The following is a 13,915-nucleotide window of genomic DNA, read 5'->3' as shown; positions in this document are numbered from 1 at the left end:
TCGGGTGGGTGGCTTTTCAGGTGGCTATAGCCACCAAAGCCACCTATTTGACCCGGACGTAATTACTGCTTCCATCTTCACCGTTTTGGGCGATCAGGCCCTTCGCAACGAGGTTCCTGAGACCTCGTCCGAAGCTGCCCTTGTCGCCACCGATCATCGTGTAGAGGGAGTTGAACCCCAGACTGTCCCGCCCGCTCCGTGCAGCCTTTTCAAGAGCGTCGAGTATGGATTTTTCGATCCGCCCAAGGCGCGGGGCGGCGTCTTCGAGTTCATCATCCGCATCATCGTCCGAGCCCGCCGGCGCGGCCCCATCGTCAGCCATGACGACCAACGTGGACTGTTCATTGCCAGGCGCGCCGAAGCGCACCTGCTGCATTCTCAACTGGATGTCGTTGAAGGGTTCTGCGTTCTTCTGTTTGCCTTTTGGTGGTGAGTTGATGAGTTTGATTTTTCCGCTTTTGCCTTGCCGCTGAACGGTGAAAATCACGTCGCAGGCGCCGCGCAGGGAGACGTTCCCGCGCTCCTGTTCGGTGTTGCGCCCGGTGTGATGAACCACCATGACAGTCGCCCCTGTGGCGCGCCGGATCAGGTCGCAGCCCTGGATGAAGGCGTTCATGTCGGAGGTCTTGTCTTCATTCCCGGCGCCAAAGGTGCGGGCCAGCGTGTCGATCACGATCAGACGCGGCTTCTGGGGCAACATCTGGATCGAGCGCACGAGCTTCTCGGCGTCAGGCGAGGCCATCGTGAAGCTGTCGTTGAGAAGCGTCACGTCCGGGCGAGGGAGCCCCCTGCCCTTCGTCTCGCGCCAGCCGACCATTCGGAGCTTCACGCCGGCAAGGTCTTCCGCGGCGACATAGACGACCGGGCCGCCTTGGGCCTCCCGCCCGTGCCATGGTGTACCGGTGGCGATGCTCATGGTGATGTCGATGGCGACGAAGGTCTTGTAGTTGTCGCTGCCGGCCCAGAACAGCACGAGGCCGTTTTCAATCATCATCCCGTCGATCAGCCAGACTGGCGGCGGAAGGTTTTCCAACTCTTCCAGCGTATAGAGCTTGTAGATGTTGGAAGGCTCGGCCTTGACGGCCGTGCGGAGGATGATGCGAGGGTCGCCCCCCTCTTCAACGCAGTCGGCCGCGTCCCACTTCTCTGGCCTGTCGGCTGGAATTTCGACGATGGAGACTTCGCAGCCGATCGCCCGGAGATGGTCCGCGACCTTCGTCGCATACTCACGACCTGGCGCATCGTTGTCCGGCCATATGACGATGGTCTTGCCATGGATGGGAGACCAGTCAGTCTTCTCTACCGGGGAATGAGCACCCTGCATCGCCGTCGTGGCATCGATGCCTAGATCCGCCAGCGCCTGGGCGCACTTCTCGCCTTCGACAAGCACGATGGCATTGGACGTGACGATTTCAGGGAGACGGTAGAGGGGGCGAAGCGCCGGGGCGCCCATGCGCCAGACCGGCTTGCCGTCCTCGATCTTGTAGCAGAATGGTCGATAGGTCTTGCTGGCGGGGCCGTCCGGCTCATAGCGTGCCACGGACGCGATGATGTTGCCGTGCAGATCCCGATACTTCCAGTCCGCGACCTTCGGGCCCAGCTCCACCATGTCGGCGCGTGGCGCCGTTCCCATGGTCTTCGCCTTCACCTCGATCCGGCGGGCTGCGCTCTCTTCCCACGATGGTCGCTTGACGTCGATCGGGTCGCCAAGAAACTCGGCCGCAACCTCCTTCAGCGCTTGACCAAATCCGGACTGCCCATAGCCCATGTAGGCCATATAGAGCCCGACCAGATCGCCACCCTCGCCGGTCGCGTGATCATGCCACAGCCCGGCGCTGGCACCCTTGAGCGATATCGACAGTGATCCGCCGGCGGAGCCACTTACATCGCCGATGCGGGCCTCGCCCCGCGAGATCAGGGCCCGGCCCGAATACATCCACTTCAGGAAGGCTTCCGGGTTGGCGTTCAGGCGTTCGCGGATATCGTCCGCGTCAACAGTGTTGCGCCGAAGGTTCGCTTCCAACTGTTCTTGTGTCAGCGCGGCGTTGAAATCGAGGAGGATGCCCGTCATGCAAAGCACTCCTCGCGATGCGAACAAAAACGACACAGGAAAAATTCAGGGTCGTCTGAAACTCGGGGAAGTGTCTCGCCGGCTTCATCTGCACGCAGTACCAACACGGCGCGATCCGAAGCCTTCTGCGCGGCCTCGGGGTCGAACGGCACCAGCAGGTGAAGGATGTCTCCGGTTGAAGTGTTGTTGATGGTGAAGATGGCCGGATTTTCGGTGAGGCCGAGATAGGCCTGATAGAGCGCAACCTGCGCTGCATATTCAGGCCGGGCCTTCTTCAAGCCGTCGCGCACGATGGTTTTGAATGAGTTCTCGCCAAGAGCCTTGGCTTCCCAAAGGCATCTATAGCCGATGCCATCGATCTCAGGCCCTGCGTAGAAGATGCCGTCACAGTGGCCGCGGAAGAGCCCACCAGCCTGTTCGAAGCCCGTCTCAGAGCCACCGCGGCGAAGGTCAAAGCCGGCGTGTACGAAAAGCTTGGCGGTGTAGTCTTCCCAGGTATGACCGCGCCAGAAAATGCGCTGGCTCTTGGCCTGCGGCATCTTCGGTCTGCGCCAGTCCCACTGAATGCGGCGGAGACACTCATGACCGATGGAGGAAGCGCCGAGATACTGGCGCTTCGGCTCCCGTTCGGCCCGCTCCATTATGGCAGCATCGATTGCGACGTTGATGGCGTCGTTGGCGGCCTTCGATTTATGAATGGAGCGATTAAGGTCAAGCATTATCCGGCCATCAGTGTTGAGGTTTCGGAGTGATCAAAAGGGATTTCATCCCTTTCCTCGCGATTGGTGCGCGCGGCATCGAGGCCGACGAAGCAGGCCCAGGCGAGCTGCATCACCTTGTGCTTCGGCCAACTCCCGATCGGCAGATCGGTCGTCTCCATCTGCACGACGAGGTCGCCAAGGATTGGCAAGCAAGCCTCAATGGCGCCTGCATCCCATGGCTCCGGTTCGCCCTGCATGGTGCGGATCAGAGCTTCCACGCCGACACGCGTCTCGGTGACTTGGCGTGACCGCGCCACGATCCATTCGGAAATCGCCATGCTCACGATCCAATTAAGCTCGGTCTGAGAGAGCGACTTCAGCTGCGCATTGCCATTGATCGTGGCGAGTGGCCCGTCCCAGATCATTCGGACCGACTCCAGGGCGGCGTTGTGCGCCGCCCTTTCAAGTTCGTGATCGTGCTTGGCCATCACGCCCACGCCGGCCGAGCCCCGCTGACTTTCGCGGCCTGCTGAGCGGCCAAAACGGCATGATTGCCGCCGGCCGCCTTGACCTGATCAAGCTGCTGCCAGTCGGAACGATCGGGCGTCAGGACCGCCTTGATGGTGTTCTTGTCCTTGTAGCCGTCCTTGCCCTTCTCGATGCCGAGAACGGCCCAGAAGCGAAGCCCGTCGATATCGCCGTAACTGCTGATACGGCGCTTCTCCATCGCCTTCTCCGACTCGTCGTCGGGGCGGATGCCGAAGGCGCTTTCGAGGATACCGCGGAGCCGCGCCACGCTTATCTCGACGGCCTTCTTCTGGCCCTCGGTCTGGCCATCCACCGTCAGCTGCGACCAGAACTTGCGCTTGGCATACTGGCCATCGACGATGACAAACTCTGCATCGATCATCAGGCAGTCGCCCGCCTTGGAACGCTTGAGCCAGCCACCGTCGCCGGCATGGCCTGGTCGAACGGTGATCTGCACCGGCACCTTCGTGCCGTCCGGGATCAGTTCAAAATCGTCACGCTGGGTTGGTGCAGAGTTAAAGTCGAGAAGAGACATGCTGTGAGTTTCCTTGTTTGCTTTTGCTGAGTTAGGCCGCGGCTGCGGTCTTCTGCGGGGCCGTGATCTTCTCGATCAGGGCGCCGAGATCGGGCTTCTCGAACATTTCGAGACGGCCGGATCGGTCTTTCGCTGGCCACCCGTACGGGTTGTCGGGCCAGCATGCGAAAGCCCGGACGGGCTTGGCATCCTCCTCGTCGAAGGTGACGAGCTGCATGGTGATTACCTGGTCGACGATGCCGGGGAGCTCGCGGCCCGTCTTCGATCCCTCGATCTGCGGCTGCCAGGTACTGACGTTGAAGTCGTCCGTCACCTTCTCCAAGATTCCAACGAAGATGACGTTCTTTGACCGGGCGTGTTGCAGTTGGGTAAGCCAACCGATCATCTCGCGGCCGTGCAGGCCGTAGGCGCCGCGAAGGTCCGGCTTGCCGGTCTTGTCCGACATGCCTTCCGGCTGCGACTGCGACCACCGGAGGCAGAGACGGCCCGCGACGGTGATGGAATCGATGAAGTAGGTCTCATACTTGTCGAGCGACGAGACGTCGCCAAGCTTCGCGCAGACCGCATCATAGTGGGCCTGGCTGTAGGACATATGCGGCTCAAGGGCCGGGTTCGGGCCGCCGAGCAGTGCAGCGAGGTCGCGGCACTCCGGCCACGTCTTCGGCTGCATGGTGTCAATCTGGACGTCCTGCACCGACAGGTCGCCGGCTTCAAGATCTACGAAGAGCGTCGTGTTCGGGTTGACGGTGCGCAGCAGCGAGGTCTTGCCTACGCCTGCCGGCCCAACGATCAGGGCCTTCACACCACGCGGTGTCGATAGTCGTTGATCGGCTGTAATGATGCTGAAGGACACGATTTCACCTTTGCTGTTGAGGTTCAGGCAGCGTTTTGGATTTCGTTCTTGTTGAGTTCAGCGAGCTTGCAGATCTCGCGGAAGTCAGCTTCCCGGAGAACCACCAGGCGGTCATTCCGATCAGAGCGGATGAACAGGCCGAAGTGATCGGCGAGCCAACCGTAGATCTCGCGGAAGCCATTGGCGCGGACCTTCGCTTCGAAAATCCGATCCGTCCCGGTGATCGGGATGGTCACGTCGCCGATGAAGGAACCGCCAGCTGCGCCAGAAAGCGGGATGCGTTCGCTGGCGAAGCCGTGAAGCTGCCAGCCGTTGACGATGGCGCGCTCTTCGCGCTGCCCCTTGTCTCGCGATGGCTTACCCATGGGCGGCCATCTTCTGATCGAGCGCAGACCTGCCCCGCGGCGGGTCGCCCATCATGAAGCCGAAGGGCGTCAGGCCCTCCCAGCTTGGCGTGGCGCGCTCGACCGTATCTGGGACCGCGAAGACGCCCTCGCGGCCAGCTTTCTTCCGGCGGATGCTGCGGGCGGCCGCTCGGACGTCGCCCTTCTCACGAGCGCGGGCGATAAAGCTGGTGACCGCCGTTTCGGAGCGGAGCCCTACGCGATCAGCAATCTCCCCCGTTGGGGTTCCCTGCGCCCAGAGGTCCAGGATCGTTTCGCGGGTCGCGAGGTCATAGGCGTTCGCGGCTGGCTTACTCATCAACGTTCTCCATCTTCAGCCAGGGAGCGATCCGAAATGCCAACGCGGCGCGCTTGGTCGAGGACCGGAGCAAGGCGTGCCCGATAAAATTCCGGATCGCCCGACTGATCGGAGAGACCGACGAAGCTTGCGAGTTGCGCAGCGAGGATGTCGCGTTCATGCCGGGCCCTAGCCTCCGTGATGGCGTTGTAAGCATCGATGGCGTCCCGGATCGCATCCGTGATGTCTGCAGGGATGCGCTTGATCTTCTTCCAGCGAAGACGTTCGATAACGGTCACAGAAAGACCGCTCAGACGCGCCGCAATTGCGTTCTCTTCGTCAGCATTGCGGCCTGAAGCACCGAGCAGTCGCACTCCGCTCGACATCTCTTTTCTAATGGCCTCAACCCTTTGCATTTCCGTCTCCCGCCGTGAGTTTGATTCGTTGCGCCGTGAGATTTCCGTCATCTGCCAATTCCTTTGATTCATGTTCGGAGTTGCGAGGACCGAACATGACAACCGAGGAAGTGACAGGAGAACGGACAGATGGATGGCGATGCGCGAGGCCCACCAGCCGGATAAGAACCTGAGGACCGAGCGTTCCAATGAGAGTTGGGGCGCGCCGCTCGGCCCTCAGATCAGCGTCGCGGACGACACCGACTTCGTTTCGCTCGGAGCTGCAGCCGCGAATGTTGTGCGTGGGCTGATGCTTCGACGAGCGGGAGAACTGCGGCGGCGACCGATGGGGGAGGAAGCCAAGGGTCGCCGCCTGATCGCCACCGGGGAGTCGGTCGGCGGCAATCTGGATTGAGAAAAAGCGGCGGGCGCAGGTCAGTATTGCGCCCGCCGCAAGTTGGCTGCCGATGGGGGCAACGGCAGCGGGGAATTTCGTGGAGGCGGCGCTCATAGGTACGCCTCGTCCGTGACGTGCATGGCGAGGACAAGCGCCAGGAGGCCAACAAACCCATTGCAGACCTTGATGAAGCCCGGCTCCATCAGGCCCGACAAATCGCCTAGGACCACCGACAGCGCGATCAGAAGGATCACCCAGCCGACACGGGCGGCATTCCGCTTGTCGATCATTCCCGCCCCCGGTTGTTTCGAGCCCTCTCGTTGCGACGGATCGCAAAGGCGCAGGCGATTTCGATGGAGAGCCAGGCAATCGCCGAGGCGCCGAAAATCAGCGCCGGGCCGCTCTGGTCGATGGAGGTCATGAGCGCGGTGATCATTGGTGATCTCCCGGAACATGCTCGTGAAGCTCGACGGGGCGGCGCTTGCGGGTGATCTCGGAGAGCCAGTTGCCGATAGCGAGTAAGAGCCAGATCACGATGCAGCTCCCGATTGCTTGACGGGCGCCACGTGGTCTTGGATGAAGTCGGCAAGCTCCAACTCCTCACCAATCACCCGTGCGGCCACGATGATGTTTTGCCAATGGTCCTGCGGGATACGACCGCGGTCCTTCCACCCCTGCACGGTCGTGACCGGGCTGCCGATGGCATTGGCGGTTTTCGTGAGGCCGCCGAATTTCCCGATGACGTAGTGGGCAGGTGAAGCGTGCATCCGATTTTCCAGCAATGGCTTTTCGTACGCAGACTATACGCATCGTGCGTATTCGTTGTCAACGTGGAAAACGTAGATGACTAATGGTCTTGTGCGCGACATGGATAACTCGCCGGAATCAATCACCGGTCGCGTACGCACGCTGCGCGAAAGGTCGGGCCTGACGATGGACCAAATGGCGCGAGCCATGGGGTACAAGGCCGCGTCCAGCATCCAGCGCTACGAGAACCCCGATCAGTACAAGGGCGGCTACCTCACCCGTGACTTTGTCGCGAAGATCGAGCGCGCTCTGCTCGGCAAGGGCAGCCCGCCTATTCAGCGCCCTGAGATCTGGGAATTAGCCGGTCCTGAGTTCAGTTTTGGCCGTCAACCGGAGCCAAACGCTGTCGTTGGCTCGAGGATTGAGGCTGGCGGAAGGCATATCCCTGTTTATGGTAGTGCCGTCGGAGGGGTCGACGGGGAGTTCGAAATGAATGGGAATATCCTGTATGAGGTGATGGCGCCGCCTTCGCTGTCACCTATTGCGGGCGCATACGCGGTGCAGATTTCCGGCGAGTCCATGGAACCGCGTTATTTTGACGGTGAAATTGCCTTCGTTGACCCCACCAGGCGGGTGAAGAAGGGCGATTTTGTCGTTGCGCAGATCGAGATCGAGGAAGGCGGCCCCCGGCTTGCCTTCATCAAGAGGTTTGTCCGGCACAATGCTCAAGAGCTGGTCCTGACGCAGTACAATCCATCCAAGGAGCTGCGCTTCCCTCATGAGAACGTGCATTCCGTCCACTTCGTCGTAATGGGCGGCGCAGCCTCGTAGCGCCCCGCCAGAGCAACACCTGCCAAACATAAGGCCCGCCTCAGGCGGGCTTTTTTATGCGCGCCACATGCCGCAGCGGCAACTCGCCCTCCGATATGCATGAATTGTATCCCCACAAACCGAATTTACGTTAGTGGCGTATTTTCACTTGCAAGATACGTTTCATGCGTATAGCGTTCTCTCCATCAGCAGCGCCGGCACATTGGCCCTGCAGCAGATGGAGGGAATGTAGATGGACGAGATCACCAGCACCCATGAAATGGCCGAGGCCCAATGGGATGGCCCCAACGAGCCGCAGGACGTCGACACCAATATGGTCGCGACGACGGAGGCCGAGGGGCGCGGCATCGAATTCCATGTCTCCATGCGTAGCTATACCCAGCGAGACATGGAGGCGCTGATCGTCGAAGCGGCGGCGCGTGTGGTTGTCGGTGAATACGGCAACAACAAGCTGGCGAAGCTTGTCGAGGAGCGCTGCATCGCGCTTTCGGTCGAGAAGATCGACAAGCATCTCGCAAACGTCACGGCCGAGATCATCGACCAGCCCATAACCCCGAAGTTCCCGTTCATGAAGGCTGACGAGAAGCCCATGACGATGCGGGAGTTCATTGGGCTGACCGGCCGGGAGTATCTCACTGCATCCGTGGATAGCTCGGGGAAACCCACTAACGACCGGTACTACGGCAAGACCCGCATTCAGAGCCTCGTCGAGGGCGTCATGCAGCAGGCCTTCAAGACTGAAATCGAGAAGGCGACGAATGCCGCAGTCTCGGAAGTGCGCAACGCCATCAAGGCGGAACATGACGCCTTCCTCACCGCCGAGAAGGCCCGCCTCCGCGAAGCCCTCGCCAAGCTCGCCGCCTGAACCCCTCCCCAGCGCCGCCCTTCGGGGCGTCGTCAGCGAGTGGTTTGGCCCAGAGGAGCATTTCCATGCCCGACATCACTGTCCAAGTTCACAACGTCGCTCGGATCAAAGCCGACGCGCACCAGAACCGCCTGTTCCTGTCGATGCGCAATGAGGCCGGCGAGGCTGCTGAGTTCTTCTCCATCGGCCTCGACAGCGAGGGCTTGGCGCTCCGCCTCGCCGCTCGGATCAACGCAGAACAGATGGTCGAAGCGGCTCCGGTCTACCCGGCCGCCGATCGGAAGGTGGCATGATGGCCCAGAGTATCTACGAACAGAGCGTGGACCGTGCCGTCGAGAAGTTGCGTCAGGCCATGCTCACAGCCGCGCCTATCCCCGCCTATTCCGAGCGTGCCAAGCACCGCGCCGCGGTCTCGGCCCGACAGGGCGCCCAGATCATTAATACGGCTGTTGATGGCTGCTACGCACTTTGGCTGGCCGAAGTCGAAGGCTGGTGCGGCAGCCTGACCAAGTCTGAGCACGACGACGCCGACGACTTCGTGAGCAATGCCGCAGAGGAATTCCTCCTGCCGGCGCTCAGCGCGCTCGCTGACCGGCTCAAGCGCGGCTTGCCCACTCAGATCGCCCCCCTACGCCTCCGAGCGCCTCTCCGCCCGCCAGATGGGCCTCACCTCAGCACATGGAGGCCTGTGATGGCTGACCGCATTGAAGACGGCGGGCCAGCGTTCCCCTTCGCTTTCCGGGACACAGAGGGGCACCCGCTTGAGCATCGAGCGTTTGGCATGTCGCTGCGCGATGCCATCGCCATCAGTGTCATGCCGACGCTGCTTGCCAATCTCTATGCAGCCTCGGCCGTAAGCGGGATCCCCTATGCAGTCTCGGTCTACGTGGTCGCTGCCGATGGAGCCTACGAAGCCGCGGACGCTATGCTCGCCGCCCGCTCCCGCCAGATGGGCGTGAATGTCGGGGGTGAAGCATGAGCCTCCGCGTCCTCGACCTGTTCAGCGGCATTGGCGCCTTTTCGCTCGGCCTTGAACGAACTCGTGGCTTCGAGACCGTAGCCTTCTGCGAGATCGAGCTCTTCCCGCGCCGCGTCCTGGCGAAGCACTGGCCGAAAGTCCCACGATATCATGACATCCGCGAACTCACCGCGGCGGGTCTTGCCGCCGATGGAATTGCCGTCGACGCCATCTGCGGCGGATTCCCATGCCAGAACGTATCCATCGCAGCCACCGCCCATGGAGGGGACACCTCCCTCGACGGGGACCAAAGCGGGCTCTGGTTCGAGTACTCCAGGCTTATCGACGAGCTGCGGCCGCGCGTCGCCTTCATCGAAAACGTCGATCGCCTCGCCGGGGACGGACTTGACCGCGTTCTCAGGTCCCTTGCCGCGCTCGGGTATGATGCGCAGTGGGATGTTGTCCCCGGCTGGTTCGTTGGCGCCCCTCAGGCACGCAAACGCATCTGGATTGTTGCCTACCCTGCCGGCGAGCGAATGGAAGGACTGTTCGAAAGCGTCCGTGCTGGCGCGGCTGGACAAAGGCGGCCGAGTAGCGCGCCGGATCTGCTCGACATCGCGCATTCTGCCTTCGGTGGAGATGATCGTTTTCCTCAACCCCTCCTTCGCGGAGTGGATGACCGGCCTGCCAACTGGGTGGACCGACTGCACGGATGCGGAAACGCCGTGATCCCCGCCATCCCGGAACTGATCGGTCGAGCCTACCTCGACGCAGAAAGGCTCGCAGCATGAGCGACACCCGCGAAGTGAAGCTTGAGCCGACAGCCGAGGAAATCGCGCGGGTGTGCAACCTCATTGTGCAGGGCTTGGACCGTAACGACAAATACGGCGATATCGCTCGCGCGATCCTCGCCATGGACCGCCGCGCCTCCCCGCCCGCTGAGCCGGTGGCGTGGATTGAATACGGCGGTCGCGGCCGATTGGGGGAGCCCCTGAACACGAAGGTGCATGTGGGGGCCACTCGACCGACATCGTGGATGGGGGCAATCCCGGTCTACGCCTCCCCGCCCGCGCCAGCCGTGGCGGTGCCAGGGGGACTGAGAGAGCTTCAGGCTTGGGTGATGGCCGAGCGCATCGCTCTTGTGCCGCTAACGCCTGACTTTCTGCCCCGGTACAGCACCTTGAAGGCGGTGGGGGCGAAGATCCGCGCCATGCTCGCCGCCGCCCCCACGCCTCCCGCAGCCGAAGCGCCAGGGCAGGAGCCGGTGTACCGGTTCCTCAAGGTCGGCGAGATTATCCAGCACGGCGACGAGAACCCGGACGATCAGGCCCATCAGTGGGGGCCGGTGATGCATCAGGCGATCGGTTGGCCAGTCCTCCCGGCGCACAAGACAATGCGCCGCCTTGTCTCCGCCCCTACCACCTACGCAGACGCCGAGGCGATGCTCCGGCCGATGTCAGAAGCCCGCAAGCACGGCAAGGAAGTGGTGGTTGCGACCTCGAACCGCGCCGGGCTCAACGGCTATCTGATCGCTCATTGGGCCAGCGATATGAGCGGGTCAGAACAGCCGCCCTTCGAGGGGTGGTTCTATTGGACCGGGCATGGCTTCCGTGAAATCCCTGAGGCCGATCTCTTGGGCTGGTGCGAACTGCCGCGCATCCGCTCTCTCGCCTCTCCCGCGCCGAAGGGAGGAACGTGATGCCCTCACGCCTCCGCCAGAATGCCGGCCTCCTCCGCCGCCTCGACGAACGCGGCTCGCGCATCCAGCGGGTCGCCCTCGCCCTCCCAGGCTTCCAGGCAAGCCATCCGCGCGTCTCGGTGCAGCGCCGTGTCGGAGAAATCGTCCGGCCAGTGCTTCAAGAGCAGCTCGGCCGCTCGCACGACGTCACCGACAGCCTGGCGCTTGCCGAGCGCAACCCAGATCCAAACGGTTGGAAATCCATGACCCATCCCTTCGAATATAGAGAGGGCGCGAGCCATGAGTAGCGCGATGGAACGAGCCGTAGAGGCTGGGGCGCCCGATCCTGACGGGCTCGACGATCCGATGTTCGATCACGAGTTCCTGGCCGTGCAGGCCAAGGAGAACTACGAGCGCGCCCGAGCCGAAATGCGAACCGCTCGGTTTGCCCGTATCCAGCAGATGGCGGAGGCGCTGTGATGTGGACCTCTGAGCAAGAATGGGCCCGCTTTCGAAAAGTCATTGCCTCGTGGCCGGTCAGTACCATCCTCAGAAATGCCCGACGCATCGGAAGGTTCAAGCGGCAGCCCAACTGGGTTGTGGCTATGGAAGCCTACGGCTTGGGTTCAACCTACGCCACCATGCTGTGCCTTGAGCATGGGTTCGACCATGATGGGTTCGAGTTTACGCCCCTCCCCGCCCCGCCGGCTGTGGCAAGGGAGGAGTAGGGATGAGCGGCTCCTGGTATGATAGCGCGTGGGGTCACATCGACGCCGTCCATGCGACGCTTGCGCCGGATACTCCTTTCGCCGAACGGCGCAAGGCAATCAGCGACGCTTACCCTTGGGGTGAGCGGCGCATGCACCCCTACAAGATGTGGCTGAAGGCGCAGAAGCGATATCTGGCGCGGTACGACCCGGCTCCGGCTGGGCCTCTCGCGCCTGTCCCCGCCAAAGCCGCCGGCATTCCGGTCAGGGAGGGGTAACATGGACATCGAGACCAAGGTCGTGAACGTCACCATGACGCTACCGAAGGTGGAACGTCTTGCCGATGCCGTCTTCTGGGGCGTCGTCGCGCTCGCCGCGGTGACGTTCCTGATATCGATAAATCGCCCGATGGACGACACGGACGCACCGGGCGAACGCTCAGGCCTCCGCCTTCACACCGACCACGGCACCGGCTGCCAGTACCTCGCCACCCGCGACGGTGCGCTGTCGCCGAGGCTGGGCGCTGACGGGCGCCAGATTTGCCAGAAGGAGGACTAATGTCGTCAGCCCTCCCCGAAATCTTCACCATGGACGAGGCAGCCGCCAAGCTGCGCGTCAGCCGGCGGGCCTTCCATGACATCGTGAAGGTCCACCCCTTCTATTCTCTCAATGGCAGGCGCAAGCTGTTCTCCGAACAGGACATCATGGCGCTCTGGGATGCAATGCGATGCCCCTCAAGCTCGCCCGTCGCGGCAAGTCGCCCTACTGGTATCTCCGCGGCACCGTCCGAGGCATCTCTGTATTCGAGAGCACGGGAACTGACAGCGAGGAAGCGGCAGAGGCGATAAGGATCCAGCGCGAGGCCTCCCTGCTCGAACAGAGTGTCTACGGGAAGAAGGCGACCGTTTCGTTTCTTGAGGCAGCGGTCTCATACATGGCGGCCGGCGGCTCGCCCCGCTTCTTGGGGCAAGAAAAGAACGGGCGCTGGACCGGCCTTATCGGGCACTTCGCGGAACGCCGCCTGCACACGATCGGGCAGGAAGACCTGACGAAGGTCGCTGAAAAGCTGATGCCTGGCGTGAGCGCTGCCACACAGAACCGGCAGGTCTACACCCCGTTCGTCGCCGTCTGGAATCATGCGGTGGCTAACAAGTGGGCTGACGAACGGCGATGGCTACGCCCTCGCAAGGCGAAGGGTACCGCGCTGAAACCGCCGACCAAGCGGTCCGGCACCCGCCCTGTCAGCTATGAGAAGGCGGCGGAGTTTGTGGGGGCGATGAGCCCTGCCCCAGCGTTCGTCATGACCGCGCTGTTCTACACGGGGATGCGGCCGATCGAGCTTTTCTCTCTCGACGCTGACGAGGACGATATTCGCCCGCATGACCGCTGGCTGGTGCTGTCAGCGACGAAGACCGGCGCAGAGCGCGGCGTACCTATCCACGACTTCGTGGCGCCCCTCTTCTCGGCGCTGCTGAAGCGCGGCGGCCGTCTGTTCCGCACTCCTCGCGGCGGTGCCTATCCCATGACGGAGGACGGCGGCGGGCAGTTGAGCTCGGCTATCGAAGGCGCTCGCGGTCGGACCTGGATTACGAACATCTCGCCCTACACCGCGAGGCACTCGGTCAGCACCCAGCTTGTCATCAACGGAGTGCACCCGCACATCAAGGACCAGATCCTGGGGCACGCCGCCACAGAGATGAGCCGGGTCTACTCGCACTTGCCGAACCAGCCACTAATCGATGCGATCAACACCTTGCCGGTCCCAGTCGCATGGAGTGAAATGGAGTGGATTTCGGACCCGCTCAAGCATGCTGGAAGGCTTGTTAAGAACGGGTCATTTCGTGCAAAATCCGTGCAGTACAGATTGAAGAAGTCAGAAAGCGAAGCTAAAACAACGCGTAAGAAGGTTTCGAGATAAACCTTGGTAAGGGAGAGGTCGAGAGTTCAATCCTCTCTTGCAGCACCATT

23 protein-coding genes are annotated in these 13,915 nt (G+C 62.2%); 11 read left to right on the top strand and 12 right to left on the bottom strand.

What is annotated here, in order from left to right; genetic code table 11:
* Positions 1-43: 43 nt before the first annotated feature.
* The 8 genes from G342_RS25415 to G342_RS0118645 are packed head-to-tail and all read right to left on the bottom strand — an operon-like array spanning position 44 to position 5,836.
* The gene (locus G342_RS25415) at positions 44-2,071 is read right to left on the bottom strand and encodes an AAA family ATPase (RefSeq protein WP_018184691.1); all 2,028 of its coding nucleotides are present in this window, start codon (positions 2,069-2,071) and stop codon (positions 44-46) included.
* Positions 2,068-2,790 (bottom strand): hypothetical protein, encoded by a 723-nt coding sequence (locus G342_RS0118675; RefSeq protein ID WP_018184690.1) that lies wholly within the window; start codon positions 2,788-2,790, stop codon positions 2,068-2,070. Before G342_RS0118675 ends, G342_RS25415 begins: the two co-directional genes overlap by 4 nt.
* Positions 2,790-3,260: a hypothetical protein gene (locus G342_RS0118670; protein WP_018184689.1), complete on the bottom strand. Its 471-nt coding sequence runs from the start codon at positions 3,258-3,260 to the stop codon at positions 2,790-2,792. The genes G342_RS0118675 and G342_RS0118670 overlap by 1 nt, the downstream gene beginning before the upstream one ends.
* A complete protein-coding gene (locus G342_RS24645) occupies positions 3,260-3,835 on the bottom strand; it encodes a hypothetical protein (protein WP_018184688.1) in 576 nt (191 codons plus the stop codon). Before G342_RS24645 ends, G342_RS0118670 begins: the two co-directional genes overlap by 1 nt.
* A gap of 31 nt (positions 3,836-3,866) precedes the next feature.
* Positions 3,867-4,688: an ATP-binding protein gene (locus G342_RS0118660; protein ID WP_026304600.1), complete on the bottom strand. Its 822-nt coding sequence runs from the start codon at positions 4,686-4,688 to the stop codon at positions 3,867-3,869.
* 23 nt (positions 4,689-4,711) lie between these two features.
* Positions 4,712-5,053, bottom strand: coding sequence for a hypothetical protein (locus G342_RS24640; protein WP_018184686.1), 342 nt, complete (start codon positions 5,051-5,053; stop codon positions 4,712-4,714).
* Complete coding sequence (locus tag G342_RS0118650) at positions 5,046-5,390, bottom strand: class I SAM-dependent RNA methyltransferase (protein ID WP_018184685.1); 345 nt, start codon at positions 5,388-5,390, stop codon at positions 5,046-5,048. Before G342_RS0118650 ends, G342_RS24640 begins: the two co-directional genes overlap by 8 nt.
* Complete coding sequence (locus G342_RS0118645; RefSeq protein ID WP_018184684.1) at positions 5,390-5,836, bottom strand: hypothetical protein; 447 nt, start codon at positions 5,834-5,836, stop codon at positions 5,390-5,392. Before G342_RS0118645 ends, G342_RS0118650 begins: the two co-directional genes overlap by 1 nt.
* 82 nt (positions 5,837-5,918) lie before the next feature.
* Here G342_RS0118645 and G342_RS0118640 point away from each other — a divergent pair, with 82 nt between their 5' ends.
* Complete coding sequence (locus G342_RS0118640; protein WP_018184683.1) at positions 5,919-6,179, top strand: hypothetical protein; 261 nt, start codon at positions 5,919-5,921, stop codon at positions 6,177-6,179.
* A gap of 92 nt (positions 6,180-6,271) precedes the next feature.
* On the opposite strand, the gene G342_RS0118635 is transcribed toward G342_RS0118640, so the two are convergent.
* From G342_RS0118635 to G342_RS0118620, 3 genes are all read right to left on the bottom strand, one after another.
* Positions 6,272-6,451 (bottom strand): hypothetical protein, encoded by a 180-nt coding sequence (locus G342_RS0118635; RefSeq protein WP_018184682.1) that lies wholly within the window; start codon positions 6,449-6,451, stop codon positions 6,272-6,274.
* Positions 6,448-6,597 (bottom strand): hypothetical protein, encoded by a 150-nt coding sequence (locus tag G342_RS26115; protein ID WP_018184681.1) that lies wholly within the window; start codon positions 6,595-6,597, stop codon positions 6,448-6,450. Before G342_RS26115 ends, G342_RS0118635 begins: the two co-directional genes overlap by 4 nt.
* Positions 6,598-6,691: 94 nt before the next feature.
* On the bottom strand, positions 6,692-6,943 hold the full coding sequence (locus G342_RS0118620; protein WP_245557305.1) for a carph-isopro domain-containing protein: 252 nt from the start codon (positions 6,941-6,943) through the stop codon (positions 6,692-6,694).
* Between the two features lie 61 nt (positions 6,944-7,004).
* On the opposite strand from G342_RS0118620, the gene G342_RS24635 reads away from it, so the two are divergent.
* The 6 genes from G342_RS24635 to G342_RS0118585 all read left to right on the top strand — a co-directional run bounded on the left by G342_RS24635 (position 7,005) and on the right by G342_RS0118585 (position 11,261).
* A complete protein-coding gene (locus G342_RS24635) occupies positions 7,005-7,739 on the top strand; it encodes an XRE family transcriptional regulator (protein ID WP_018184679.1) in 735 nt (244 codons plus the stop codon).
* A gap of 232 nt (positions 7,740-7,971) precedes the next feature.
* Positions 7,972-8,604: a hypothetical protein gene (locus G342_RS0118605; protein WP_018184677.1), complete on the top strand. Its 633-nt coding sequence runs from the start codon at positions 7,972-7,974 to the stop codon at positions 8,602-8,604.
* Between the two features lie 65 nt (positions 8,605-8,669).
* The gene (locus tag G342_RS0118600; protein WP_018184676.1) at positions 8,670-8,897 is read left to right on the top strand and encodes a hypothetical protein; all 228 of its coding nucleotides are present in this window, start codon (positions 8,670-8,672) and stop codon (positions 8,895-8,897) included.
* Positions 8,894-9,583: a hypothetical protein gene (locus G342_RS0118595; protein ID WP_018184675.1), complete on the top strand. Its 690-nt coding sequence runs from the start codon at positions 8,894-8,896 to the stop codon at positions 9,581-9,583. Before G342_RS0118600 ends, G342_RS0118595 begins: the two co-directional genes overlap by 4 nt.
* A complete protein-coding gene (locus tag G342_RS0118590; protein WP_018184674.1) occupies positions 9,580-10,353 on the top strand; it encodes a DNA cytosine methyltransferase in 774 nt (257 codons plus the stop codon). Before G342_RS0118595 ends, G342_RS0118590 begins: the two co-directional genes overlap by 4 nt.
* Positions 10,350-11,261: a hypothetical protein gene (locus G342_RS0118585; protein WP_018184673.1), complete on the top strand. Its 912-nt coding sequence runs from the start codon at positions 10,350-10,352 to the stop codon at positions 11,259-11,261. Before G342_RS0118590 ends, G342_RS0118585 begins: the two co-directional genes overlap by 4 nt.
* A gap of 5 nt (positions 11,262-11,266) precedes the next feature.
* Here G342_RS0118585 and G342_RS0118580 read toward each other — a convergent pair whose 3' ends face one another.
* On the bottom strand, positions 11,267-11,512 hold the full coding sequence (locus tag G342_RS0118580; protein ID WP_018184672.1) for a DUF982 domain-containing protein: 246 nt from the start codon (positions 11,510-11,512) through the stop codon (positions 11,267-11,269).
* Between the two features lie 40 nt (positions 11,513-11,552).
* Between G342_RS0118580 and G342_RS26110 the strand changes: the two genes are divergently transcribed.
* The 4 genes from G342_RS26110 to G342_RS0118555 all read left to right on the top strand — a co-directional run bounded on the left by G342_RS26110 (position 11,553) and on the right by G342_RS0118555 (position 13,865).
* Positions 11,553-11,720, top strand: coding sequence for a hypothetical protein (locus tag G342_RS26110; RefSeq protein ID WP_018184671.1), 168 nt, complete (start codon positions 11,553-11,555; stop codon positions 11,718-11,720).
* A 250-nt stretch (positions 11,721-11,970) separates the two neighbouring features.
* Positions 11,971-12,225: a hypothetical protein gene (locus G342_RS0118565; protein WP_018184669.1), complete on the top strand. Its 255-nt coding sequence runs from the start codon at positions 11,971-11,973 to the stop codon at positions 12,223-12,225.
* Between the two features lies 1 nt (position 12,226).
* On the top strand, positions 12,227-12,505 hold the full coding sequence (locus G342_RS0118560) for a hypothetical protein (protein WP_018184668.1): 279 nt from the start codon (positions 12,227-12,229) through the stop codon (positions 12,503-12,505).
* A gap of 169 nt (positions 12,506-12,674) precedes the next feature.
* The gene (locus G342_RS0118555) at positions 12,675-13,865 is read left to right on the top strand and encodes a tyrosine-type recombinase/integrase (RefSeq protein ID WP_018184667.1); all 1,191 of its coding nucleotides are present in this window, start codon (positions 12,675-12,677) and stop codon (positions 13,863-13,865) included.
* Positions 13,866-13,915: the final 50 nt, after the last annotated feature.

Source organism: Kaistia granuli DSM 23481 (assembly GCF_000380505.1).
Lineage (GTDB): Bacteria > Pseudomonadota > Alphaproteobacteria > Rhizobiales > Kaistiaceae > Kaistia > Kaistia granuli.
This window is presented reverse-complemented; position numbering and strand designations above follow the sequence as displayed.